The organism is Pseudemcibacter aquimaris, assembly GCF_028869115.1.
Taxonomy (GTDB): Bacteria; Pseudomonadota; Alphaproteobacteria; order Sphingomonadales; family Emcibacteraceae; genus Pseudemcibacter; species Pseudemcibacter aquimaris.
Map to the genome: position 1 here is coordinate 2252438 of NZ_CP079800.1, position 25583 is coordinate 2278020.

24 protein-coding genes and 2 pseudogenes are annotated in these 25583 nt (G+C 42.5%); 11 read left to right on the forward strand and 15 right to left on the reverse strand.

The genetic code is table 11. The features are described 5' to 3' along the window. Positions 1 to 58 precede the first annotated feature (58 nt). The 3 genes from KW060_RS10600 to KW060_RS10610 form a co-directional block, all read right to left on the reverse strand. On the reverse strand, positions 59 to 1039 hold the full coding sequence (locus KW060_RS10600; protein WP_249034799.1) for an amidohydrolase family protein: 981 nt from the start codon (positions 1037 to 1039) through the stop codon (positions 59 to 61). An 11-nt stretch (positions 1040 to 1050) separates the two neighbouring features. After that, complete coding sequence (locus KW060_RS10605; RefSeq protein ID WP_249034800.1) at positions 1051 to 2037, reverse strand: amidohydrolase family protein; 987 nt, start codon at positions 2035 to 2037, stop codon at positions 1051 to 1053. A gap of 82 nt (positions 2038 to 2119) precedes the next feature. Continuing rightward, positions 2120 to 3016, reverse strand: a complete 897-nt coding sequence (locus KW060_RS10610) for a LysR family transcriptional regulator (RefSeq protein ID WP_249034801.1) — start codon at positions 3014 to 3016, stop codon at positions 2120 to 2122. Positions 3017 to 3107: 91 nt separating this feature from the next. Here KW060_RS10610 and KW060_RS10615 point away from each other — a divergent pair, with 91 nt between their 5' ends. From KW060_RS10615 to KW060_RS10635, 5 genes are all read left to right on the forward strand, one after another. Continuing rightward, positions 3108 to 3914 carry a phytanoyl-CoA dioxygenase family protein gene (locus tag KW060_RS10615; protein WP_249034802.1) on the forward strand — a complete coding sequence of 269 codons (807 nt, stop codon included), beginning with the start codon at positions 3108 to 3110 and terminating at the stop codon, positions 3912 to 3914. Between the two features lie 45 nt (positions 3915 to 3959). After that, positions 3960 to 5315, forward strand: a complete 1356-nt coding sequence (locus KW060_RS10620; protein ID WP_249034803.1) for an APC family permease — start codon at positions 3960 to 3962, stop codon at positions 5313 to 5315. Continuing rightward, complete coding sequence (locus tag KW060_RS10625) at positions 5312 to 6100, forward strand: BtpA/SgcQ family protein (RefSeq protein WP_249034804.1); 789 nt, start codon at positions 5312 to 5314, stop codon at positions 6098 to 6100. The genes KW060_RS10620 and KW060_RS10625 overlap by 4 nt, the downstream gene beginning before the upstream one ends. Further along, positions 6097 to 6915 carry a PfkB family carbohydrate kinase gene (locus tag KW060_RS10630; RefSeq protein ID WP_249034805.1) on the forward strand — a complete coding sequence of 273 codons (819 nt, stop codon included), beginning with the start codon at positions 6097 to 6099 and terminating at the stop codon, positions 6913 to 6915. Before KW060_RS10625 ends, KW060_RS10630 begins: the two co-directional genes overlap by 4 nt. Positions 6916 to 6980: 65 nt before the next feature. Next, positions 6981 to 8828 carry an FAD-dependent oxidoreductase gene (locus tag KW060_RS10635; RefSeq protein WP_249034806.1) on the forward strand — a complete coding sequence of 616 codons (1848 nt, stop codon included), beginning with the start codon at positions 6981 to 6983 and terminating at the stop codon, positions 8826 to 8828. Positions 8829 to 8914: 86 nt separating this feature from the next. Here KW060_RS10635 and KW060_RS10640 read toward each other — a convergent pair whose 3' ends face one another. Next, entirely contained in the window at positions 8915 to 9571 is a 657-nt protein-coding gene (locus tag KW060_RS10640; protein ID WP_249034807.1) for a calcium-binding protein, read from the reverse strand. A gap of 19 nt (positions 9572 to 9590) precedes the next feature. Here KW060_RS10640 and KW060_RS10645 point away from each other — a divergent pair, with 19 nt between their 5' ends. From KW060_RS10645 to KW060_RS10655, 3 genes and pseudogenes are all read left to right on the forward strand, one after another. Further along, the gene (locus tag KW060_RS10645; protein ID WP_249034808.1) at positions 9591 to 10382 is read left to right on the forward strand and encodes an ATP-binding cassette domain-containing protein; all 792 of its coding nucleotides are present in this window, start codon (positions 9591 to 9593) and stop codon (positions 10380 to 10382) included. Then, positions 10382 to 10993 carry a putative HlyD family type I secretion protein gene (locus tag KW060_RS10650; protein ID WP_249034809.1) on the forward strand — a complete coding sequence of 204 codons (612 nt, stop codon included), beginning with the start codon at positions 10382 to 10384 and terminating at the stop codon, positions 10991 to 10993. Before KW060_RS10645 ends, KW060_RS10650 begins: the two co-directional genes overlap by 1 nt. Before the next feature lie 21 nt (positions 10994 to 11014). Beyond that, positions 11015 to 11842, forward strand: a pseudogene (locus KW060_RS10655) (HlyD family type I secretion periplasmic adaptor subunit); the annotation flags it as partial. 71 nt (positions 11843 to 11913) lie between these two features. Here KW060_RS10655 and gshB read toward each other — a convergent pair. Genes gshB through rsmI form a run of 4 tightly spaced genes read right to left on the reverse strand, consistent with a single transcriptional unit; the run spans position 11914 to position 14979 of the window. Continuing rightward, a complete protein-coding gene (gshB, locus tag KW060_RS10660; RefSeq protein WP_249034810.1) occupies positions 11914 to 12855 on the reverse strand; it encodes a glutathione synthase in 942 nt (313 codons plus the stop codon). Continuing rightward, positions 12856 to 13755, reverse strand: coding sequence for a SirB1 family protein (locus tag KW060_RS10665; protein WP_249034811.1), 900 nt, complete (start codon positions 13753 to 13755; stop codon positions 12856 to 12858). Between the two features lie 2 nt (positions 13756 to 13757). Further along, on the reverse strand, positions 13758 to 14132 hold the full coding sequence (locus KW060_RS10670; protein ID WP_249034812.1) for a YraN family protein: 375 nt from the start codon (positions 14130 to 14132) through the stop codon (positions 13758 to 13760). Beyond that, positions 14116 to 14979, reverse strand: coding sequence for a 16S rRNA (cytidine(1402)-2'-O)-methyltransferase (gene rsmI, locus KW060_RS10675; protein ID WP_249034813.1), 864 nt, complete (start codon positions 14977 to 14979; stop codon positions 14116 to 14118). The genes KW060_RS10670 and rsmI overlap by 17 nt, the downstream gene beginning before the upstream one ends. A 93-nt stretch (positions 14980 to 15072) precedes the next feature. Here rsmI and KW060_RS15860 point away from each other — a divergent pair. Beyond that, positions 15073 to 15759 (forward strand): annotated as a pseudogene (locus KW060_RS15860) (penicillin-binding protein activator); the annotation flags it as partial. Between the two features lie 736 nt (positions 15760 to 16495). Here KW060_RS15860 and hemW read toward each other — a convergent pair. From hemW to rph, 3 genes are read right to left on the reverse strand one after another with little or no spacing between them, the layout of a single operon-like run. Beyond that, a complete protein-coding gene (gene hemW / locus KW060_RS10685; protein ID WP_249034814.1) occupies positions 16496 to 17662 on the reverse strand; it encodes a radical SAM family heme chaperone HemW in 1167 nt (388 codons plus the stop codon). Further along, positions 17643 to 18251, reverse strand: coding sequence for an RdgB/HAM1 family non-canonical purine NTP pyrophosphatase (gene rdgB, locus KW060_RS10690; protein WP_420833115.1), 609 nt, complete (start codon positions 18249 to 18251; stop codon positions 17643 to 17645). The genes hemW and rdgB overlap by 20 nt, the downstream gene beginning before the upstream one ends. 2 nt (positions 18252 to 18253) lie before the next feature. After that, entirely contained in the window at positions 18254 to 18970 is a 717-nt protein-coding gene (gene rph, locus KW060_RS10695; RefSeq protein ID WP_249034815.1) for a ribonuclease PH, read from the reverse strand. Between the two features lie 127 nt (positions 18971 to 19097). Between rph and hrcA the strand changes: the two genes are divergently transcribed. Both hrcA and grpE read left to right on the forward strand, forming a co-directional pair. Continuing rightward, positions 19098 to 20141, forward strand: coding sequence for a heat-inducible transcriptional repressor HrcA (gene hrcA, locus KW060_RS10700; protein WP_249034816.1), 1044 nt, complete (start codon positions 19098 to 19100; stop codon positions 20139 to 20141). After that, positions 20141 to 20740, forward strand: coding sequence for a nucleotide exchange factor GrpE (gene grpE, locus KW060_RS10705; RefSeq protein WP_249034817.1), 600 nt, complete (start codon positions 20141 to 20143; stop codon positions 20738 to 20740). Before hrcA ends, grpE begins: the two co-directional genes overlap by 1 nt. A 92-nt stretch (positions 20741 to 20832) precedes the next feature. Here the strand turns inward: grpE and hflK are convergent, their stop codons facing one another. From hflK to KW060_RS10725, 4 genes are all read right to left on the reverse strand, one after another. Next, on the reverse strand, positions 20833 to 21729 hold the full coding sequence (gene hflK / locus KW060_RS10710; protein ID WP_249034818.1) for a protease modulator HflK: 897 nt from the start codon (positions 21727 to 21729) through the stop codon (positions 20833 to 20835). Next, a complete protein-coding gene (hflC, locus tag KW060_RS10715) occupies positions 21729 to 22652 on the reverse strand; it encodes a protease modulator HflC (protein WP_249034819.1) in 924 nt (307 codons plus the stop codon). The genes hflK and hflC overlap by 1 nt, the downstream gene beginning before the upstream one ends. A gap of 16 nt (positions 22653 to 22668) precedes the next feature. Then, a complete protein-coding gene (locus KW060_RS10720) occupies positions 22669 to 24834 on the reverse strand; it encodes an SO_0444 family Cu/Zn efflux transporter (protein ID WP_274757244.1) in 2166 nt (721 codons plus the stop codon). Positions 24835 to 25121: 287 nt separating this feature from the next. Continuing rightward, complete coding sequence (locus KW060_RS10725) at positions 25122 to 25556, reverse strand: copper chaperone PCu(A)C (protein ID WP_249034821.1); 435 nt, start codon at positions 25554 to 25556, stop codon at positions 25122 to 25124. Positions 25557 to 25583 lie beyond the last annotated feature (27 nt).

Genomic DNA, 25583 nt, shown 5'->3' on the forward strand with positions numbered 1-25583 from the left:
AAATTATAAGATACACAAAAAATACTTTAATTTTCATTAACCCTTAAAGGAATAAAAATTATAAATTAAAGACTTTCATCGCTGTTTCAGAACGGATCGCTTTACACTGATCCGCAGGTAGGTCAGCCGTATGTATCATGGCACCTGGTGTGTCAAACACCTGATGGGGCCAATCGGTTCCAAACATCACCCTGTCATGGCCAACAATGGACATTAAATAATGCATGGCACGCGCGTCATAATTGATGCAATCATAATAAATATGTTTGAGATAATCCGTTGGTTTTCGTTTCATCATGCGGCGTTCGGGAAGCTCGACCTCATCACCTTTTTCAAAGCGCCCAACCAGATATGGAAGCGTTCCACCGCCATGGGACGCGATTAGTTTCATATTCGGGTATTTATCAAAAAAACCATCAAATATCATACGCGTAAAACATAGTGTCGTATCAAACATAAATCCAACTGACCAGCTTAGGTCATATGATCCCATATCCATATCAAGTGCACCCGGTGGATCGGTTGGGTGAACAAGCACAGGAAGTGCTTTATCATCAATCGCCTGCCAAATTGGTGCAAAAAACGGATCTGTCAAACTACGCCCTGCAATATTAGCCAGCACCATCACACCACTGGCGCCAAGCGCCACGGTGCGTTCTAACTCCGCCACCGCCTTTTCCGGATATTCCCATGGCAGCGATGTATACCAACGAATACGGTCAGGATATTTATTTTGTGCTTCGACCATACTGTCATTTGATGCGACCGCCGCAGCGCAGCTTATTTCTTCGCCACCCCAATAAACATTCGGACATGTTAAGGACACAATAGAAACATCAATTCCTGTTGCATCCATTTGTTTAATGCGTAAGTCATAATCGAAATGTCCGGGCTGCGGGAAAGCAACCGGCGTATCTTTTTTAAAGATTTCCTCTTTACCATCCGGGCGCAGTTGAATGTTATATTCGCCGCCTTGTTTTCTTAAAATCTCGTACCAATCACGGGTATAAGCATGGGTATGGACATCGATGACTGTCATGAAAAAAACTCCTACAAATTAAAGATACGTTCTGCGTTATCGCCACGTACTTTATGTTTTACATCTTCTGGCAGGTTATTTACGCGTGCAAGACAACCTTCCATATCCCCAAGGTTAAACGGATAATCAGAACCGTATAATACATGTTCCGGTGTCGCCACATTGACACAGAGTTCTAATGACTCTTGCGCATATGTGACGCTATCATAATAAATATGCTTTAAATATTCGCTTGGATGCTTGCTGATTTTAACTTTCGCACGTTCGGTTGTGTCATATACACGGTCAAAACGCCCTGCAAGATAAGGAAGCGTCGCACCCGCATGTGACGCAATAATTTTTAGGTTCGGATAACGGTCAAAGAAACCGTCAAAAATCATTTTGGAAATGGCAAGTGTCGTATCGATCATAAATCCAGTGGAAGCAATGAGAGCATATCGGTCCAGTTCCATAAGTTCCGTACCAATCGGATATGTTGGATGCACTAAAACCGGAAGGGCTCGATCATCCAGTTCCTGCCAAACAGGGGCAAAATCTGGATCCGTCAAATGACGGCCATTTATACTGCCGTGCACAATCGCCGCAACAGCGCCAAGATCACAGGCGCGTTTTATTTCCTCAACGGCCATTTCTGGATATTCCCACGGCAAAACCGCCATCCAACGAATATGTTCGGGATGATCTTTTTGTGCCTGTGAAAATTCATTGTTGGTCATTTGTGCGGCTTCTAGGCATACTTCACCTTTCCCCCAAATAACACCTGGTGGTGGCATGGAAACAACGGCCATATCAACACCCGCTTTTTCCATATTTTTTACACGGAGCTCAAAATCAAAATGAGGGGGGTCAAGCACACAAAAACTCGCGCCCTTATAACAAACGGTTTCCGGACTATCGAGGCCAGCTTCAACCGTTAAGTCAGGCCCGCCTTTTCTTTTTAACAGATCAAGCCACCCGGCCGTGTACATATGCGTATGGACATCAATAACCTTGCTCATTATTCCCTCATTGATTTTGCAAATAATATTTGGCGCGACATTACCAGTATTAATTACTGAATGGCAATCACATTATCCATTCTCACACTAAATCATGAATAAGCTTCGCAATATCGTCCATTATATTTTTTATCTGAATATTTGGTCGATGGTATTTATTACGTACAATTATAACTGGTTCAATTGCTGTATAATCCAAAATTTCCTTCATTATTATTGGTTTTCCATCATAACTGACATTTGATTTTGGTTTTGTATAGGAGATGCCAACACCCAGTCCGTTTGCAACAAAACTGCGCATTATTTCAAAAGAAGTAACGCGGTGAGAAATATTCATTTTTGCTTCAAAATTATGAAACAAACTAATCATATGATTAACGCTATGCTCCTGATCAGTAAGGACAAAGTTTTCTTCTTGAATATCCTTTAATTTAATTTTTTCCTTATTCGCCAATCTATGATTAGCTTCAACAAGTAAGTATGGTTTCAACTGGGTTAATTCCTGAAACTCAAATTCCTGATTAAGTCCAAGATTATAAGTTACGGCGAAATCAAGCCTTCCCATTTCCAATTCTGTTTTAAGAAAGTCAAAATCACCCACTTGTGGTGTAATCATAACTTTTGGATATGATTGCTTGATGTGCTTTAATATTGGAGCAAGAACCAATGGAGCTAAATCTACGAAACACCCCAAATTAACTGTTCTATTAAGTTCAACCGCTTCACCCTCTAAAAGCCCTTTAAACTGGCTTAAGATGACACGACCTTGAGAAAGAAAATCTTGTCCGAAGGCTGTTACAATCGCAGCAGAGCCTTTTTTTCTCAGAAATAAAGGTTTTCCCAAGTGCTGTTCCAATTGTGAAATGGCAACCGAGAGTGCGGGTTGCGTTACATTGAGTTTTTTCGCAGCAGCAGACACTCCGCCACACTCAAGAACCGCAACTGCGTATTCAATTTGGCGCACACTAATTGATAACATATTTTTATAACTTTTATAAATTTATATTATTTGATTTTATATTTTACTTTATCCATATTGTCTAGAAATTAAAATCACGAGGATTTATTAGATGAGTAAAAAAGATATAATAACTGAACAACACATAAAAAATTTTGCTGATGATGGTGTTGTTTTAATTAAAGGATTATTTGCCGATTGGGTCGATGTATTAAGGGCTGGCATAGAACGTAATATGAATAATCCAGGACCGGAACATCACCAGTATATTTCTGATGATGAACAAGGTGGTTTCTTTGGTGATTACTGTAATTGGCAAAGAATACCGGAATATACCAAAGCAATTGAACAGTCCAATGCTGGCATGGCTGCGGCAAATCTTTTAAGATCCAAAAATATCCAAGTATTTCATGAACATGTGCTTGTTAAGGAACCCGGCACATCCATGGCAACCCCATGGCATCAGGACAGCCCCTATTATTTCATTGAAGGCAATCAAACGGTTAGTTTCTGGTGCCCGCTTGACCCTGTAAAAGAAGCCGCACTTAGATGTGTTGCAGGTTCCCATAAATGGGAAAAGCCGGTGATGCCGATGCGTTGGACATCGGGCGATGGTTTTTTCCCAAACGAGGAGGATTATATCCCCGTACCGGATCCCGATAGTGATCCAGAAAAATACAAAGTGCTGGAATGGGAAATGGAACCGGGTGACGTTATTGCCTTTAATTATAAAACCTTACATGGTTCACGAGGCAACACATCCAAAAACAGAAGACGCGCATTTTCATTAAGGTTATTCGGTGATGATGCAAAATATGTCGAACGTCCTGGCCCTTGCTCACCACCATTCACTGGGCATGGAATGAGCGAAGGCGACCAATTAGACAAAGAATTATTCCCCGTTATTTACAAAGCATAAATTCCATGTTACTGTCCTGCCATAATAAAAACAAAAGGGAAAAACATGAGCCTTAAACGTAAGCTAGGCTTTGTCAGTATATTTTCAATTGTACTGGGAAACATCATTGGCTCTGGAATATTTTTTACGCCTGGTGAACTTGCCGCAGTCGCCGAGGCAGAATGGCAGGTTTATTTCTTTTGGGCCCTATGCGGATTTATCGTGCTATGCGGTTCACTAACATTCGCTGAATTATCCATTCTATTGCCGCGCCCCGGCGTTATGTATCATTCATTAAACGAAGCATATGGCCCATTCGCCGGTTTCTTTCAAGGGTGGATACAGATTTTGGTTGTTGGCCCTGCTTCTATCGCAGGGACGGCGATCTTTTTCGGGGAACTGGCCAATCAAGTCTTTGGCATTGAAAGTAACATACTGATGCTGGCTTGGGGTGTGATGGCCATTGCCTTTTTCGCTCTTATAAATTTAAGAGGAATTGAACAAGGCGGTAATACTCAAATCATCATTACAGCGGCAAAAACAATCGGTATTTTGGCCCTTATTATTGGTGCGATATTCTTCGCCAATCCCGTTGAGTGGACACCCTCCACTACAAATCAAAATAGTGAAATTGATTTATGGAGCACAATGCAATTTATCGGACTAGGGGTTGGTATTGTTCTATTCACTTATGACGGATGGGCCGATGCATCACACCTTGCGGGTGAAGTTAAAAACCCAAGACGCAATTTGCCATCGGGTTTAATTCTGGGCGTGGTTGGCGTTACAGCCATTTATTTACTGATTAATTATGCGTTCTTAAATGTAATGTCGCTTGAATATATGCGTGACAACCCGACAATCATCGCCACCACCGCTGCTGAAGCTGCATTTGGCAGTATCGGTGTTAATATTTTTCAAATATTGATCGGTGTATCAATTTTTGGCGCCCTTGGTGGTCTTGTGTTATCGATCCCACGTCTTTTTTATGCGACCGTTTCTGATTTTAATGATGATGCATCAAAAACATTTTTAAAACCATTTTTTAAGGCACTTTCCTATTTATCTCCAAAAACCGGGGTTCCTTCGGGATCGATTATATATTCTGCGGCTATGGCAGTATTTTTCTTGCTGTTTTTCGGTACATTTTCTGAAATTGTTACCTTCTTGATGGTGCCTCTTCAATTCATCAACATATTGGTCGTTTCAAGCATCTTTAAGCTGCGCCCTCGACTTGGTTCACAAGATGATTTTAAAACGCCACTTTATCCATTGGTTCCATGCATCTTTATATTGACCATGTCGATATTAATCATCAGCGCATTAATTTATAATACCGAACAAAGCCTATACGGCATCATTTTATCACTAACATCCATTCCGGCTTACCTGATCATTAAAAAAGCGAGAGACGGAAAATGAACAATTTCCAGAAAATGTTTAAATCGGAAAACCCGTTAATCGGCATGATCCATTTACCCCCCTTGCCGGATTATGACGGTTCCCCGGGTATTGATGCCGTCATTAAAAGCGCTCTTAATGATTTGCGTATTTTGGAAGAACTTAGCTTTGATGGGGCATTGATTGAAAATGAATATGACCAACCCCACCGCGTAAAAGCAACACAAGAAACGATCGATGCAATGATCCTTGTCACCAAGGCCGTTGTTAATGCCCGAAAGAATTGCAAAATTGGCGTTGAAATTCTTTTGAATGATCCAAAAGCATCACTGGATGTGGCAAAGACAGCAAATGCTGATTTCATCAGAACCGATTATTTCGTCGACCCCATGACACGACCGGGATACGGTGAATTTGATATCGATCCAGAAGGATTGATTAAATATCGAAAAGATACCGGATCAGAACACATCCTGATCATGGCAGATATTCAAGTAAAATACGCGACCATGCTGATAGACCGCACCATTGCCCAGTCTGCAAAACTTGCTGAACAACATCACGCCGATGCCATAATCATCAGTGGCGATGCAACTGGTGATGCCCCCGTGATTAACGACCTTGATCAATCAAAAGCGGCAACCGAAATCCCGGTGATCATCGGCAGCGGATTTGATGCAGAAAACGGACAGATGTTACTTAATCATTGTGACGGCGCCATCGTTGGCACAGCCCTTATGAAAGATAAGGTGGTCAATACTGAAAAGTCACGTAAATTACTTACGGCGCTTGGGAGATTACAATGAAAATTGTATGCGTTGGTGACCTTGGTGTTGATCGTTATATGCCGGAAAATAAGTTGCTGCCTGGTGGTATCACCGGCAATTTTACAAGACAAGCGAGACGTGTATTTAAACCGGATGATCAAATACAATTAATTTCTGCCATTGGCACCGACGAAGAGGAAGCGGCCGTTGCCCTTGCCGCCGTTAATCAACCCGGCATCGAAAGTCACATCACGTTTTATGAAGGCAAAACCCCTGTCCAATACATTGAAATTCATGACGATGGTGAAAAAAACTTCACCAAATATGAAAAAGGGGTGCTGGAAAATTTTGAAATAAATGCCGCGCAAGAAGAACTTATTTATGAGGCCGATCTGGTGATGACCCCCGTTTACCATCAAATCACCAATGTGTTCGCGGAAGTTTTATCCATTCAAACAGATGCTATAATTGCCGTCGATTTTTCAGATTTTTCAACCGATCCCGATTTCGAATTATTAGAAGACGCAAGCGAACATTTCGACATTGGTTTTTTCGGTTTAAAAAAATCACAAACTGACCTGATCGAGAAACTGGAACAGTTTGCGCTTGATAAAAACATTCTTGTGGTCATCACACTTGGTGAGGATGGAAGCATCGCATTTTACGACGGCGCCATGATTTCCCAAGACGCAAAACCAGTACCAACAGTCATTGATACAACCGGCGCGGGTGATGCATTTGCCGCTGGATTCCTTTCAAGATTATCAATTGACAATGACATTCAGGCATCCCTTGAAAAAGGCTCAGAAATTGCCGCTGAAACCATTCAACATTTAGGGTCCGTTCCCGAATAATCATCCTTGACATTCATCTGTCAAATCTATACCGTATTGATAATTGAATACAAAGGCCCCCCCAAATGACAAAAGACAATATTACCCGCCGTGATTTCCTAAACGGCACCCAAATTGCCATTACAACTGCTGCCACAGCATCACTTCTAACCCCATGGGTAGAAGCATTCGGTGCGCCTAATGAATTTACGCTGGAAAAGGGTTATTATCCGCCAGCAAAATCAGGCATGCGCGGTAGCCATGATGGTTCGTGGGAAACCATGCACACACGCGTACTTGGGGAAGAATGGAATGTTGAAAAGCACGACGAAGAATATGATCTTGTTGTTGTTGGGGGCGGCATCAGTGGACTTTCATCGGCTTACTTTTACAAACAAAGAAAACCAGATGCCAAAATTCTAATTCTTGATAACCATGACGATTTTGGGGGTCATGCCAAGCGTAATGAATTTGAAATCAATGGTGAAACAAGACTTGGATATGGCGGCACAGAAGCCATCGAAACACCATCATCATTTTCCAAAGAAGCAATGGACTTGTTAGTCGACCTTGGTATTGATCTTGATTACTTCTATGAAGCATTTGATCAGGAATTATATTCCCGTCGCGGCATGGGTTTTTCCATCGTGTTTGATGAAAAGCAATTTGGCGAAACAAAACATGTGGTTGGATACGGTGAAAAATCATGGGAAGATTTCGCCAAAGAAGCACCGCTTTCCGATAAGGCACGCGAAGATTTTATTCGCGTGCAAACTGCGGAAGTTGATTACCTTGAAGGAACACCAACCGAAGAGAAATTTAAAATCCTCGGTAAAACCGGTTATTCCGCATTCCTGCGTGATTATGTGAAGGTCGATGAACAAGTTATCAACATCTATCAAAACTGGGGTATGAGTTTCTGGTGCGTGGATATGGAAGAAGTGCCAACAACGGCCGTTCAATATTATGACGGCGGCATTCCCGGAGTTGATCATACCTTACCAATTCGTACTGGACGTGGTGTTGATCCCTATATCTTCCATTTTCCAGATGGTAATGCCTCTATCGCGCGCTTGCTAGTTCGTAAAATGATCCCTGAAGCCATGCCGGGCAGCACTATGGAAGACATCGTGACAGCCAAGGCCGATTATACGAAGCTGGATCAAAAGGACCAGAACATCAACATCCGTCTAAATAGTACTGTTGTTCATGTTAAAAACACTGATGATGGCAAAAATGTTGATATTACCTATGTTCGTGATGATGAAGCCAGAAAAGTACGTGCGAAGAAAACTGTAATGGCCTGTTACAATAGCGCGATTCCTTACCTTTGTCCGGAAATGTCCGATGAACAAAAGGCGGGTCTTGCGTTTAACGTAAAAGTGCCGCTTGTTTATACGAAAGTGCTGCTTCGCAACTGGGAAGCCTTTGATAAACTAAAAACAAGCTTTGTTTATTATACAGGCGGGTTTTATAAACAGGCCGAGCTTGCTTATCCTGTATCGGTTGGTGAATATAAACGTTCACAAACACCGGATGAACCAATGGTTGTTCATATGTGTCATGTCCCACTGTTCCGCGACATCAAAGGCACAGACCAATGGCGTGAGGGCAGAAGGCAAATTCTAACCACCACATTCGAAGAATTTGAACAGCATGCAAAAGACCAATTAACACAGGCTCTTGGCGAAGCTGGCTTTGATGCGGACCGTGACATTGCAGGTATTACCGTCAACCGCTGGCCGCATGGATATTCAACCAGTAACGCCCTATTATGGGGTAAGGATTACGCGGAAGAAGACAAGCCATGGGTTATCGGACGCAAACCATTTGGTAACATTCATATTGCCAATAGTGACGCGGGTGCCAAAGCAGACACACAAACAGCAATTAAGGAAGCTTACCGAGCTGTCGCAAAAGAAATTCTTGGTTAAATAAACCGAATTAAATTCATTATGTAAGAAAAAAGGCGCTTGTACTCAAAGCGCCTTTTTTGCCGGAGAGTGTCTGTACTCAAAGTTTACCAGACAATTTTTTCCACGTTTTCAAAATCGATGGATCCCCCCTCATCAAATGTAATTGTACCACCAGCATCACCGGAAAGTACAAGTTCACCGTCGCCAGTTGATTCAATTGTGCTGCCATCATTTAATGATAACGTCCAACCGTCTTGTGCTGCGTTTCCTTCAAAACCGGAAAGCTCAATGGTATCTGTCCAATCACCACCTGCGCCGCCATCAACAACATCATTACCTTGTTGTGCTAGGAACGTAAGCGTATCACTTCCTTCACCACCGAATAGTTCATCGTCATCACTGCCGCCGTCAATAAGATCATTACCGGCACCGCCGTAAATCACATCGCCTGAACTTCCACCGGAAAGGTTATCGTTTCCTTCGTCACCGTGAATAGTATCTTTACCTGTACCACCTGTGATCAGGTCATCACCTTCTCCGCCAGAGATTGTGTCTTTACCGTTGCCACCGTCGATGGTGTCATTCTCTGATGTTCCAGTAATATTGTCCTTACCGTTACCACCATTAATGAAGTTTTCACCGCCCGCATTTGCACCGGCTTGAACTTCTTCACCGCCACCAGCATTTTCAGCGTTGTTATTATCACCGCTGCAAAATCTATTCCTGACACTTTCAAGACTGGAATATACAATCAGCAGCATTAAGCAAATCAACAGCCTGATGAAACTTAAGACAGAAGTTAACCCGAACCCGGATAACCTAAGTCAACGCGAATTTGGCGGCCACATTCTTATGGACCGTGTCAGTTTCCGTTACCGTCAGGGCGCAGAACCTGCGCTGCTTGGTACAAGTTTTGAAGTATTACCAAATGAAATGATGGCTGTTGTCGGTCCAAACGCATCCGGTAAATCGACAATCCTTAAGGTGATTTTGGCAATGTACCAAAATCAGGCTGGTCAGGTTATTTTGGACGGTATGGATATCAGACAAATAAATCCATTGGTGCTGCGTCAAAACATTGCTTACGTACCGCAAGAATCACGTTTCTTCCATGGCACGATTGCACAGAACTTAAGACTTTCTCACCCAACTGCGAGTGATGAAGAACTTATGGAAGCGTGCGATCTTGCAAACTTGACGAATGATATCGAACAACTTCCGGAAAAGTTAGAAACAAGAATTGGTGATCATACCGTTCATGGTCTTCCGTCCGGTTTTAAACAACGCCTATCTCTGGCACGTGCTTTCCTTAAGAAAGCCCCTATTTTGTTATTGGATGAGCCAGGACAGACACTTGACTTTGAAGCGGATAAAGCATTTATCGATTCACTTAAGAAATTAAAAGGTACTTGTACAATCATCATGGTTTCGCATCGCCCTAGCCATGTAAAACTATGTGACAAGGTACTTTCAATGGAAAATGGTATGGTGGTTAATTTGGGTACACCAGACGAAATTTATCAATCAACAGACAATCAAACACCCCAAGTAGAAGATGGGAACCGTTCATAATGACTGAAGAAAACAAAAACGAAAACGAAGAAAACACTGAAGAAAACGCAATCGAAGAGACTGCTGAACAATCTACAGCCGTAGCCGCTTCTTCAGGGAACCCTGTTCAAAAAGGTGTGAACAGCTTCTTAGGTAAAAATACAAATAAGCCGACAGAATATTATGCAAAATTTTTGTCACGCGCGACATTACTTGAAGAATCAGGACCACCTGCTTCATCTGTCAGTACTATTCGTGTGATCGGCCTGATTGTTATTGGCTGTATATTAGCTTCTCCTTTTATCAGCCTTAACGAAACGAGCGTTGCACAAGGTGAAGTGGTTCCATCCATTTCTGTACAGCCAGTTCAACATCTTGAAGGCGGTATCGTTAATGAAGTCTTTGTAAAAGACGGTGACGTGATTAAAAAAGGCGAGCCATTGATGCAGCTTGATGATACATCAACACTCGCTGAACTTAACCGTGCACGCACACGTTATGTATCACTCGATATGCAAATGCGCAGATTACGCGATTTTGCCCTTAACGAGCGTGCTGATTTCTCTGATTACGAAGACGAGTATCCGGTAATTGCACTGGATCAGGAAAAACTTCTTAATCAACAGAAATAATCGCGTACTGCGCAGGAACGTGTTTACATTTCAAAAATCGCAAATTCCAGAAACCAGCTTTCTGTACTTGAACAACAAGAAGCGGCACAAAAAGAAGCAATGGATATTGTTGCTGAAGAATTAGCTATTCGTGAAGAACTTACTGAAAAAGGTCTTGGATCAAAAATCCGTCTTCTTGAAATTCAACGTGAATATGTAAATGCAAAAAGCGCGTATGACACAACTGTTGAACAAAAAACTGGTGTTATCGCAGGTATCAACGAAGCAGAAGGCAACCTGGTTGAATTAAGAGAGCGCCTAAACAGCGATGCTCTTGACCAGTTAGCTGTTATGATCGAAGAAAGTGTTGGCCTTCAATCAGAGCTAAAACGCTTGAATGACAAACTTGCCCGCTTAAGCGTTCTTTCACCAGTAGACGGCATTGTAAAGGGCCTTAAGTACCGTGCATATGCAAGTGTTATTCCACCAGGTGATATGATTGCGCAGATCGTCCCTAACGAAGATGAGCTTGTTGCAGAAGTTCGCATTTCTCCACGCGACGTTGGTCATGTAACAGCTGGTAACGAAGTGACGCTAAAGGTCGATACATATGACTATTCGGTATATGGTTCGATTGAAGCAAAACTGACCACCGTGTCTGCATCATCATTCATTGATGAACAAGGCGATTCATACTTCAAAGGCTATATCGACCTGCCTAGAAACTATGTTGGTGCAGATACTGCTGCAAACCGCATAACACCGGGTATGACATTGGTTGCTGATATTAAAACGGGTGAAAAATCACTATTTAAATATCTTATGAAACCAATCAGCAGAGGTATTGATAACTCATTCGGTGAAAGATAAGAGTTTCAAAATTGCAAAAAGAAAGCCCCCTGAAATTCAGGGGGCTTTTTTTTGTTACCTAAAAATATTCTCTATAGCTTCTTTTCAATCGCATCCCAAATGAGCGCCGCAATATCAGTACCATCAAATCGTTTGATTTCCTGAATTCCGGTTGGCGATGTTACGTTGATTTCCGTTAGATAATCACCAATCACATCAATGCCAACGAATATTTGCCCCTGCTCTTTTAGCACTGGGCCGATTTTATCGCATATTTCACGTTCACGGTCTGTCAGGTCCGTTTTACGTGCTTCGCCACCCACATGCATGTTTGAACGCACTTCGCCCTCGTCTGGTACACGGTTGATGGCGCCAACAGGTTCACCGTCCACAAGTATAATGCGCTTATCGCCCTTACGGACGTCCGGCAGATACTGCTGAACGATAAATGGTTCGGTATAAAATTCCTGAAACATTTCAATCAGGCTTGCTAAATTTTGATCGCCTTCGCTAATGCGGAAAACACCTGCACCGCCATTACCGTATAATGGCTTTACAATAATATCTTTATATTCATCGCGGAATGACCGCACATCATTCGCGTTGGAAGTAATCATTGTTGGCGGCATTAATTCCGGAAAACGGGTAAGGAAAATCTTTTCCGGTGCATTTCTGACCGATGCCGGATCATTCACAACCAATGTTTTTGGGTGGATATGCTCAAGAATATGTGTCGCTGTGATGTAGCCCATATGAAATGGTGGATCCTGACGCATAAGAATAACGTCTATGTCTTCACCAAGGTCCATATGTTTGCTTTCACCAAGCGTATAATGGTTTCCTTCTTCTCGTCTTAATTCAAGCGGCCTGACATGGGCTTTAACTTTATCATTCACATAGGACATATCATCAACCATATAATGAAACAGGTTATATCCTCTGTTCTGAGCTTCCAGCCCCATGGCAAAGGTACTATCCCCGTTAATATCAATAGTTTCAACGGGGTCCATTTGAAGCGCTACATTTAAACTCATTTATTCTTTATCCTTATCAATATCGCCTTTTATCAGCTCAAACACATTTGGCCTGTTATAGGCACGCATTTCCTTTAGCGTATTTAAAATCTGCTTTCGCATTTCTTTATCTTCGGCATCCACATTATCATCCATATAATCCAAACAATCGAGCAGGTTTTGTTTTCCTGCTTCCATGCTTCTGGTATGGATTTGAAGCATACCAAGTTCAAATTTATGTACGATTTTGTCAGGGTCAATATATATGGTGCGATTTAATGCATTCATCGCTAATTCAAAGTCACTGACATTCAGGCAACGGATCTTAATATTATTAAGCAACCTTACCAAAATATCACGCTTTCCAAGTGGCGCGTGATGCCATTGTTCAAGGCTTTTACTGCCGCCCGAAATAGTACCGACCAAATCACGCAAGTCGTGGGCATCCATTATTCTGCCTTTATGAAATGGGTCCATGATCACCTGATCATTTTCCCCAAAAAGACGGATTAAAAAATGGGCTGGGAAATTAACACCTTCAACACGCCATCCTTGGCTTTCGGCTGCATGCATGTATAAAATACCAAGGCTGATCGGAATGCCTAATCTGCGGTCGATAACTGACATGATATTGCTATTTTGCAAATCATCATAAAATTTATCATTACCATTATATTCATGACGGCCATACATTACCTCGATCAAGCTTTCCGCCTTTTCCGCTGCCGTGTTTGAATTATGGGCTTCGCTGTTAAGGTCCAGTTTTAAAATTTCCAGATGATGATGATATTTTTGTAATGACACACCGGGACGATCAAGGCTAGCGAGCATTAACGCCGTTTCAGCAAGATCAATTTCATCTTCCGGCATTTTGCCAACGTCTTTTAAAAATTCAATTTGTTTATCAAGGGTAGGAATCATTATTACCACGCGTTTTCAATATGTATTGGCCATTTCCAGGGAATGATCATGATCATATCACATCTGATTATTTCGGTCTTTAGATTATTGTTATCATTTTTGTTTTTCAAGCGGGACAGATAAATTTCTGCTGCGTTTCTGATACGATTTTTCTGTTTTTCGGATAATGAATGTGCTGCTGCATCATAATCTTTTCTCGCTTTAACTTCGCAAAAAACGGTTATGTTTTGTTTTCGGGCAATAATATCAATTTCACCAACCGATGTTTTATATCGTCTTTCTTGAATAGAATACCCCTTAAGGGTAAGGAATATCACCCCAAGCCATTCTGCGACATGCCCCCATCTATAGGCTTTTTTCTTATTCCCCGCGCCCATTATCCGATAATTCCAATGCCCTTTTATAAACTTCCTTGCGCTTTCGCCCTGTCATATAGGTAACTGCGGCAACGGCCTCTTTCACTGATAATTTTTCTAGCGCATTTTTTAATGCGTCATCAAGATCATTCACCGCCCCTTCTGTCTTTTCCGGCGGGGATACGATGATTACGATTTCGCCCTTTGGTGTTGGGCTATCTTCATAATGTTCGATTAAACTCTCTAAACTGCCTTTACGTGTTTCCTCGTATAATTTTGTCAGTTCCCGACAAACGGCTGCTTCACGGTTTCCGAGGACCGTATTTAAATCCTTTAAGCAGGCCAGTAATCTTTTCGGTGATTCATAATAAATGATGCTCGCATCAACACTTTTAAATTTTTTAATTTCATTTTGTCTCGCCTGCATTTTTGGCGGCAAAAAACCTTGAAATAAAAAATTATTGGTCGGCATACCGGCATTTGTTAAAGCACACAAAATAGCACTAGCACCAGGTAAGCTCGTGACCATAATATCATTGGCCCTGCATTCATTAACGAGCCTATACCCCGGATCAGAAATAAGTGGCGTACCCGCATCGCTGATAAGTGCAATGATTTTTCCTGATCCAAGTTCATCCAGAATACGTGGCATAACTTCCTGCGCATTGTGGTCATGATAAGAAATCATAGGCGTATCAATTTCATAATAAGAAAGCAGCTTGCCGCTAACGCGCTTATCTTCGCAGGCGATAAAATCGGCCGCCTTTAACAAATCGATCGCCCTTAACGTGATATCCCCCAGGTTTCCAATGGGTGTCGCGGTGACATAAAGACCGCTTTCAAATTTGTTTCGTTGTTTTTTTTCCATTTTTCTTTATTTTCCACACCATTGCCATATTTCAGGACTAGCCTAACTGAATTCCTTTGGTATAACTAATGAAATATTGTCATTGCAATGAAAATGGGATCAATCAGTTTGCTGATTAAAAAAATATATAAAACGACCTTAGTGGTTCCTGCATTATTAACACTTGCCGCATGTGGACCGGATAGTGACAATGCGCCATTTGCACAAAGCGCGCCACCCGCGCCGGAACAAGAAATTGTTTTTGATACAAAACCGGAAACCATTCCGGATGAACCGACAAATATTCTTACCCCCATTTTAAGACGCGACGACAAACAAGAAGAAATTATAGATAACCGCCCCGCGCGTTTAAAAATCAACGTAGGAGTAATGTTACCGTTAAGTGGTGACACCGGCCAAGTCGGACAAGCCATGTTAAACGCCATCACAATGGCAATGTTTGATGCCGGGGATAAAAGGCTAAACCTCATCCCTGTTGATACACGCGGCACACCAGAAGGCGCAGAAGCAGCCACAACCGAACTGATCGCGAGAAACGCAGATATCATCATCGGCCCCTTATTTGCTGGCAGCATCCGTGCCGCAAAGCCAATCGCGAAAGAAGCAGGTCTTAACATGATCAGCTTTTCAACCGATCAAGATGTCGCCGGGGACAATGTCTTTCTTTTAAGCTTCCGCCCTGAAGAACAGGTTGGTCGTATCATCAAATATGCATCAAAACAGCAACATGAAAAATTCGCCGCTTTAATCCCGGAAACTCTATATGGTGGCCGCGTTGTTGATGTGCTTGAACCACTGATTGCCACAGATTTTAATGAACTGGTCGCGATGGAAGTTTACCCGAATGATCCATCCATGCTTGATGAACCGGTAAAACGCATTGCCAATTATGATTATAGACGTCAGGAATTCCTCGATGAACGCCAATTCTTACGTTCCCTTGGTAATGACGATGACATGGGCAGGGAATTTTTAACTGAACTTAGAAACCTTGAAACATTGGGCGATGTTGAATTTGATGCCATCCTTCTGCCGGAAGGTGGCTCAATGCTTGGATCACTGGCGCCACTTCTGTCCTATTATGAAATTGACCTGACAAAGGTGAAAGTCCTTGGAACCGGTCTGTGGCAAGACCCTATGCTGTTTAATGAACCACAGCTTCAAGGTGGATGGTTCGCCGCACCAGAAGAAGAAAAATCAAACGCATTCCTTGATCGCTATAACGATGCATATGGCGTCATGCCACCACGTTTGGTAACGCTTGGATATGATGCCATGGCCCTTGTATCCAACATAGTCAGAAGCCAACGTACCCCAACATTTTCCAAGAAAATCCTAACCGACCCAAGCGGCTTTGTCGGTCTTGATGGCATTTTCCGTTTCCATAGAACAGGACTTGTTGAACGCGGTCTTGCCGTATTTGAAGTATCTGAAGACGAGTTTATAAAGATCGAAGACGCCCCAAAAAGCTTTATTCAGGAAAACAGACCGCTTTACGTAGAAGTCCCAATGGATTTTACACCAAAATTTGACCCAGTATTTGGTTTAGAAGGGGGCGCCCCTTCTCTGTCAATTGAAGTCGATCTGGAAAAACTGGCGCAAGAAACCCTTGAGTTATCATCAAATCCACCTGATCCGATCCCGTAAAGTCACTTATCTTCTTACCAATTCGATTTTCAAAGGTGTTAAGGTCAATACCGTCCGTAAGCCTTAGCCCCATCATGATCATCTCTTCTGCCATTTCGGTGGCTGATAGCTGAATATGATCTTTGGTTGCATGGCCATTCATTTGCGTGTTTTTAAGCCACGTTTCCGGCTTTTTATTCTGCATGGTCGCGTATGTATTACCGTCATAGCTTATCCTCCCATGTGCCCCTGCCCCTACACCAATATAATCGCCATAACGCCAATAGGTCAGGTTATGTCGGCTTTCCTCGCCCTTTCGCGCATAATTAGATACTTCATAGGCGGGATAGCCTTGATCAGAACATATCTGATTGGTCAGGTCATACATTTCCGCAGACACATTTTCTTCCGGTATCACCAAATCACCTTTACGCCAACTGCCGTAAAATGGTGTGCCTTGCTCAATGGTCAATTGATATAGCGATAAATGCCCATTTGCCATTTTAATCGCTTGCGAGAGTTCCTGTTCCCATTCGGCTGTGGTTTGCCCCATCCGCGCATAAATAAGATCAAAATTGGAACGCGAAAAATATTTCTGTGATAGTTCGATCGCCCCAAGTGCCTCATTCACACTATGCTCGCGCCCTAGCGCCTTAAGATCACTGTCATTTAATGCCTGAATACCAATAGAAACACGATTAACGCCGACACTGGCAAAATCAGCAAACTTTGCGGCTTCAACACTGGTTGGATTGGCTTCTAGTGTGATTTCAATATCGTCTGATAACCCAAAGGTTCTATCGATATGTCTGATAACCGTTTCAACCGTATTCGCGCTCATCAACGATGGCGTACCACCGCCAAAGAATATGCTTTTTACTGTACGTTTACCGACTAGGTTCGCGTAATGCTCGACCTCGCTTAAGAGCGCATCTCGCATGTCATCTTCGTTAATCGTTTCACGAACATGACTATTGAAATCGCAATATGGACATTTGGCCAGACAAAATGGCCAATGTACGTAAATTGAAATCTCATTATGATTTGAAGCAGGCATCGATTAATTTCTTAAACGCATCCGCGCGGTGACTGATTGAATGTTTTTCATTCGGTTCCATTTCACCAAATGTGTCATCATAACCATCCGCAATAAACATCGGGTCATAACCAAATCCATTCTCACCACGAATTGGCCATGTAAGACAGCCATGCACGCGCCCTTCGAATGTTTCGACATGCCCATCCGGCCACGCAAGTGACAAAGCACATGCAAAATATGCACCGCGGTCATGATCACCCAGTTCATTATTTAGACGCGCCATTCCATATGAAAAATCACGTTCATTCGTTTCCGGGTTAACCGCATAACGTGCTGAATGAATACCAGGTATGCCGCCAATTGACGGCACGACAAGCCCGCTGTCATCCGCTAATGCCACAAGACCGGATTCAGATGTGGCACTTTTCGATTTAATTTCTGCATTAGCAATAAATGTTTCCCCGTCCTCAACAGGTTCGGATAATTCAAGTTCCTTTGATGAAAAAACCTCAACACCATATGGTTCAAGTAGCTCACGAATTTCACGCACCTTGCCCGCGTTATGGCTCGCGACCACCAGTTTTTTTTCATCAAACTTACGTGACATGTCTAAATTCCCAATGTCTTACGTTGCATTTTCGTGATTTGATCCACACCAAATCTGGCAAGACGCATCATACGAAGCAGCTCTTCTTCGCTGAATGGTTCTTCCTCTGCGGTTCCTTGGATTTCGATAATTTTACCAGCACCAGTCATCACGAAGTTCGCATCTGTTTCCGCGGCGCTATCCTCATCATAGTCAAGATCAAGAACTGGTGTGCCTTTATAAACACCACATGAAATCGCCGCCACTTCGTGAATAATCGGGACTTCTGATAATGTACCGTTCGCTACCATTTTCTGAAGGCATTGATAAAGCGCGACATAACCGCCAGAAATTGACGCTGTTCGTGTTCCTCCGTCTGCCTGTATCACATCACAATCCACACGAATTTGACATTCACCAAGCTTTTCAAGATCAACGGCCGCGCGTAATGAACGCCCCACTAGACGTTGAATTTCTTGTGTGCGACCAGATTGTTTTCCTTTTGCAGCTTCGCGCGGCATACGACCATGTGTGGAACGCGGAAGCATCCCATATTCACCGGTTACCCACCCTTTTCCAGAACCACGTAAAAATGGCGGCGCTTTTTCTTCGAGTGTAGCAGTGCATAACACATGGGTATCACCGAATTTAATCAGGCATGATCCTTCTGCATATTTTGAAAAACCGAGTTCCATTGAAATTTCACGCATTTGATCAGCGCTTCTGCCGGATGGGCGCATAAAACCTTCTCCCTTTAAAGAATATAATTATCGGTTTTAACGTTAAATCAAACGCAATGCCACTCAATTATATTTTATTTACGCCCTAGCGTTGACCTTGGCCAAAGGCGTACCTACATTACCTAGCATGAGCATTTTGAACGACAGATCACGGGAAATATTCCGCCAGATTGTGGACGCCTATATTTTAACGGGCGACCCGGTTGGTTCTGCAACGCTTTCAAAACAGCTTGAAGTATCCCTTTCCCCGGCTACGGTTCGTAATGTAATGGCAGATTTGGAAGAAAGCGGTCTTATTTATTCCCCACACACATCCGCGGGACGCATTCCAACGGAAATGGGATTAAGGTTATTTGTCGATGGCATGCTGGAACTGGGCAATCTGACCAAACAAGAACGTAATGACATTAAAATTCAGTGCAATAATTCCGGCCACAATATGGAAGATGTGCTGACCAAAGCCGGAAGCATGCTTTCCGGTCTTTCCCAATGTGCCAGCGTCGTTATGGCCCCAAAGAAAGACCGCCCGTTAAAACATGTTGAATTTGTGCATTTATCACCCGGGCGTGCCCTTGTGGTGATGGTTAGTGACGGTGATGATGTTGAAAACCGTATTATTGATGTGCCACCGGGCATTACCCCGTCCGCACTTATTCAAGCGGCCAATTACATCAATTCGAAATTACATGGCCATGACTTTTCTGAGGCCAAAGCACAGATTGAAAAAGAAATCAGCGTACATGAAGCAGAACTTGATCTGCTCGCCCAGAATATTGTTGAACAAGGCCTTGCTGTCTGGGCAGGAACCCGAGACGCGGGGCAAATATCAAAAGAATCACTTATTGTCCGTGGACAGGCAAATCTGCTCGATGATTTGGATGCGAAAGAGGATCTGGAACGTATCAGACTACTTTTTAGTGATCTTGAGCGCAAAAAAGACTTGATTGAGCTGCTTGGGCTCGCAAAAAATGCCGATGGAGTAAGAATTTTCATTGGTTCTGAAAATAATCTCTTTTCTCTTTCGGGTTCATCTGTTATCGCTGCACCCTATATGGATGAAAAAAACAACTTACTCGGTGTGATTGGCGTTATTGGACCAACACGGTTAAATTATGCAAGGATCATTCCGATGGTAGATTACACAGCAAAAATTATTGGAAAAATAATATAATGACTGAAAACACAGAAAATGAAGAAATGAACGAAGAAAACATTTCTGAAGAAGAAAATAACGAACAACCGGAAAAGACGGAAGAAGCAGGCGAAGAAGTAACGCCATTAAGCGTTGCTGAAGCAGAGATCAATGATCTGCGTGACAAGCTTTTACGCGCAGTTGCAGAGGCAGAAAACGTACGTCGCCGCGCTGAAAAAGAAAAAGCAGACGCAGCAAATTACGCGGTGACAAATTTTGCCCGTGACATCCTTGCCGTTGCGGACAACCTTCACCGTGCGCTAGAATCCTTGCCGGAAGAAGACAATATTCCCGATCATGTTAAGAACCTGCTTGAAGGTGTTAAAATGACTGACCGCGAGCTTCACAATATCTTTGAACGCCACGGCATTAATAAAATTAATCCACATGGCGAAGCTTTCGATCACAATCATCACCAAGCAATGTTCGAAGCAGAAACAGATGAGCATCCACACGGTACAGTGATGCAGGTAATGCAGGTTGGTTATAAAATCAAAGACCGCCTATTACGTCCTGCGATGGTTGGTGTTTCCAAAGGCGGTAACAAAGACAAAGAAGGCGTTGATACCAAGGCCTAATCGCTTAAGGTTATTGAGCCACTAATAAAAAAAACACTCATCAAAATAATTTGGTGAGTGTTTTTTTATGACTTAAGATTTTTTATGAACGGTTATCTGTTCCCAATAACATTTGACGCACTATTGTTCGGCACGACATACACTTTTACATCCCTTAAAATATCTGCCATTTCTTCAAGATAAATGCGTCTTTCCATTGCCTCTGGTGATTTTTGCCATTCTGCGGCAAGACCGTTAAATCTCGCGACATCCCCTTTTGCACTTTCTAATCTTGCAAATTTTGCAGCCATTCCTTCGTTTCTGATGCGGGTAGCTTCCACCTCTGCATCAAATAAAACTTGGTTTTTCTGGGATTCCGCAAGTTCAATACGTCTATAACGGTCCGAATTAGCATTTTGTACCAATTGAAATGAATCGGCAACACCATCATTACTGGGTGGGGAAAGCGATTTTACAATCACATCCTGCACCTGAATGCCGGTATTTGCGTTATCAAGCTCTACCTGCATGGCTTGGCGAATTTGACTGCCTAGAAGCTGTCTTCCTGTCGTCAGAATATCATCGACGCTTTTTTCCACCAATGAACGGGTCAGCATTTTTTGCGCCATAAAATCAAGGAACACTTCCGGTCTGTCATGTGATGTTTCAAAAAGATCCAACCGTGTGATCGTATATTGGATATCAACCTGAATTTCCACAAGACTGGCACCGCCCGTCATCCAAAGATTTTGCGCACCATATGTAAAACTTTCAAGTGGTGGTGCAGTTTCACCAACAGAAAGAATAAGATTCGCTTTGGTTGTTTTTACGGTCTGGCTACCGAATGGATAAGGGACATTCCAGTGAATGCCGGCCTCTACATTTTTATCAATCATCTTTCCAAAAATATAGGTAACCGCCGTTTCTTCTGGTTCTACAGCATAAAAGCCGGATACTGCGTATAACGGCAATAACAATGCTCCTAAACCATATAAGATTTTCTTGACCATTATCTGTCCGCCTTTCTATTTTCAAGCGGTGGATTGGTCAACAGATCAAGAAGCGGGGAATCTTCCGGAAGGATCAAGGTTGTATCATTATCAATGATGCTTCCGTAAACTTCTAACGTTCTTAGGAATTCATAAAAACCTTCTTTATCCTTATAGGCTTCCGCATAAATTCGCGCGGCTTCGGCTTCGGCTTCACCACGGGCGATTTCCGCTTCTGCTTCAGCAGCAGAAATGATTTCAGCACTTCTTCTATTGGCATCTGCAATTACTTTTCTTGCTTCTGCGTCCCCTTCGGAACGATACGATTTGGCGATACGTTCACGTTCCGCACGCATACGTGCATAAACACTAATCAGGTTCTGTGCCGGGAAATTAAATTTTGAAACACCAATATTCGTAAGCTCAATACCATAATCACGGCTCGCTAAGGCAGAAGCCTCATTATATATTTTTTCTTCCATGATAGAGATATTTTCCGCCGCTCTCATGTCGCTTGCTTGCGTAATATCCGCAGGAATATAATCAGTGAAAGGTTTTTGCCCTAACGCGGCACCAAATAACGATTTCATTAAGTTTTCAATACGTGCTTCCGCCGCATCACGCGTTCTTAGTGCCGTAAGGAATTTTTCAGGATCAACAATTCGCCATGTTAAGAAAGAGGATACAACGATGTTCTTCTTATCTGATGTAAGAAATTCTTCTTCTGGGATGATTTGATACATGTTTCTTTTATCAAACCTAACGACCCGTTCAAATGGCATAGGGAGCTTAACACGCAGACCTGGTTCATCATGAACAGCAACCGTGCGACCGAAACGCGTCACGATGCTATATTCTGCTTCATTAACCACAAAAAAGGATGTCATCAAATATGCGACAACCAAAAGCGATCCTATTATCAGCGGTAATTTCTTCTTCAACATTATTAAACTCTTCCCATTAATCCTTAAATTTGAACCTGACAACGTCTTCGGCGTTAGGATCAAGCCACAAATCGACCCCTTCTGAATTTTTCAAACCATTTAAATATAATTTTGGCGGCACCAGCCTTATTTCCTGAGATTCAAGCTGCAATCTTTTTTCTGTAATATATGGATATTGCCCATGCACATCGGCTAGCGGCTTAAATGCAGCCGCCTGCCCCTTGGCATTTGCAAGTTCACGTGTTGCTTCGACACTGGCGTTCGCTTTTATGTCCTCTGCATTACCGCGTGCATCATTCAATACGCGGATCGCATCACCATCCGCAAGGAACAATGACCTTTGCATATCTTCAAGTGAACTGGCCACATCACGAAATGCATCATGGACACGGTTCGGAGCATGAACATAAACAAGACGCGCATCAAGTACTTTAAAACCTTGATCAAGAGTATCCACCTTGCCTTTTAGCTGATCGCGAAAACGACTTTCAAGATTATGCCTTTCTGTTGTGAAAACGGCATCAATCGGAAGCTGCACTGTTTCCGTCACAAGAACCTGTCTTGCGATATCCAACAGCAACTGATCATTTTGTTCGCTATAAAAGTGATAATTATAAATATCATCAATTTCATAGGTAATAACCGACTTTATCAAAAGAACATTTTCATCAGCGGTCAGATACGTATTGAAATTTTCATATGAATTTAGCCTTACGCCAGCGGCTGTTGAATTACTAAGGCTTTCATCAATTGTAATTTGGCGAACATTGCCCGTATCAATAACCACGGCTTCCGTGATCGGTGACGGTAATCTAAAATAAAGGCCAGGTGTTAAATTCTGATCCACCACTTCTCCAAACCTTAGGATCATACCCTGGCTGCCCGGTGGCACTTGAACCGTATATAATGGATTAAGCATTACAACGAAAATTGCTGCTGCTGCGCCCATTAATTTTTGTTGATGGTTTCTTAAAACCTCAACGACTACAGCACCCTGTTTTTTAAGATCATGTACTGGCTCCATGTAGCTTTTACGACTAAAGCTCGCAATCACCAACCCTAAGAAGATAACCGCAGAAGCCGATTTTACAACCATCCAGAAAGTATTATCAGCGCTATTTAGGGCAAGGATAGCATCCACACGAACAATATCCGCTGCAAAATAATCCAACGTTAAACCAAAACAGATCGCAACAACAATGATAGAAGACAAATACGCCCACATGACCCTGTATCCAAGCATTTTGCCAACTATGTTAATTGTCGCAATACTTGTGGCTGGCCCTGTCAATAGATACACCAACGCCGCACCAGGGGATAATCCGCTAACGATAAGGCCCGCTGCAACAGGCGTCGACATACTTGCACACGTATAAAGCGGCACACTGATAACGACCATAAGCAGCATCGTCAGAATGCCCGCAAGAAACCCATCACCAAAAGAAAAGAAATTATCCGGCAATACAGCCAGCATCACGCCGGTAATAACCAAGCCGACAACGATCCAAAAAGCAATATCATCAAGCATTGGCCCAAACCCATAGCGAAATACGCCTTTGGCTTTTTGCTTAATGTCAATATTTTTAGATTCTGCAAGATCCCCGTGATCGTGATGATGATGATGGTGATGGTGGTGGTGATCGTGATCATGGTCGTGACCATGATGGTGGTCATGATGATGGTGATGATGCGCAACTTCTTCTATGTTTTTTGCATCTTGTTCTGAACTTTCTTTATCATCTTTTTCATTGCGCGTTAAAAACGCACACGCAAGCCCCGCAGCAATAGCACTCACAATAGCAGCAATAGGGCGGTAAACAGCCATCACTGGCCCAAGAAGACCATAAGATACGATTACTGAATCAACACCTGTTTCAGGAACGGACACAATGAATGAAGCCGTGGCGGATTTTGACGCCCCTTTTTTACGAAGCGTTGCCGCAGCAGGAAGCACACTACAAGAACAAAGCGGAAGTGGCGCACCCAAAATGGTCGCCCAGAAGATTCCTTTAATCCCCTTTTGGCCAAGATTTTTTGTAATCAGTTTAATTGGGATAAATTCATGCATTATCCCAGCAAAAAATAATCCAAAAAGGATAAATATTGAGCTCTGATAAAATACCCCGACAATCTCGTTAAAGATGCTGGCTATTACGCCATACAGGTCTAACAAAATCTCCATTGTGTTCCCTCTATTTCTTACTATTCAAAGCGAATAATTTACAGCAAGCCGGACTATAGGCTGTAACAATGTAACAATAAAGCATTTATGGCAATAAAAACAAACTATTTATGCGCAATTGAGATCACATTATGAGCTATATCAGAATACGTTTAAAACATTCAAAGCGGTCCGTATTTTAATGTATTTTCTAACGCCTTGAATCTATGACAAAAATACTTATCGCAAAATCAATATCAGCCTTTAAATTTTTCAATTATTCAACACATAAAATAAATTAAAATTTCTTATTGTCTCGCACGAATTTCTACTTTCTTTTCAATCTCGCCCGCTTTTTCAAATTCAAGCTTTAGATCAATGGTATCACCCGGTCCGTATTTGTTATCCGTTTCAAACATCATGATATGATAACTGCCTGGTTTTAATTCCACAGAACCACCCGCCGGAATTTCGATACCACCATCCACTTGACGCATTTTCATTACACCGTCTTCCATTAAATGATTGTGGATTTCAACACGCGGTGAAATGGATGACGTTGCCCCGACCAGCTTGTCAGTATCCGCGCCATTATTTTTTATTGTTAAAAAAGCCCCACCCGGACGGCCCGCGATCAGTATCGGACGTGCCCATTCACCAGATACAATTATATCACCATCCGCAGCATTTGCAGCAAACGGGAAAGTCACCAAAATAGATAAAATAACAATCAGTTTTTTCATAGCGTCACACTCATTTAATTGTTCAAA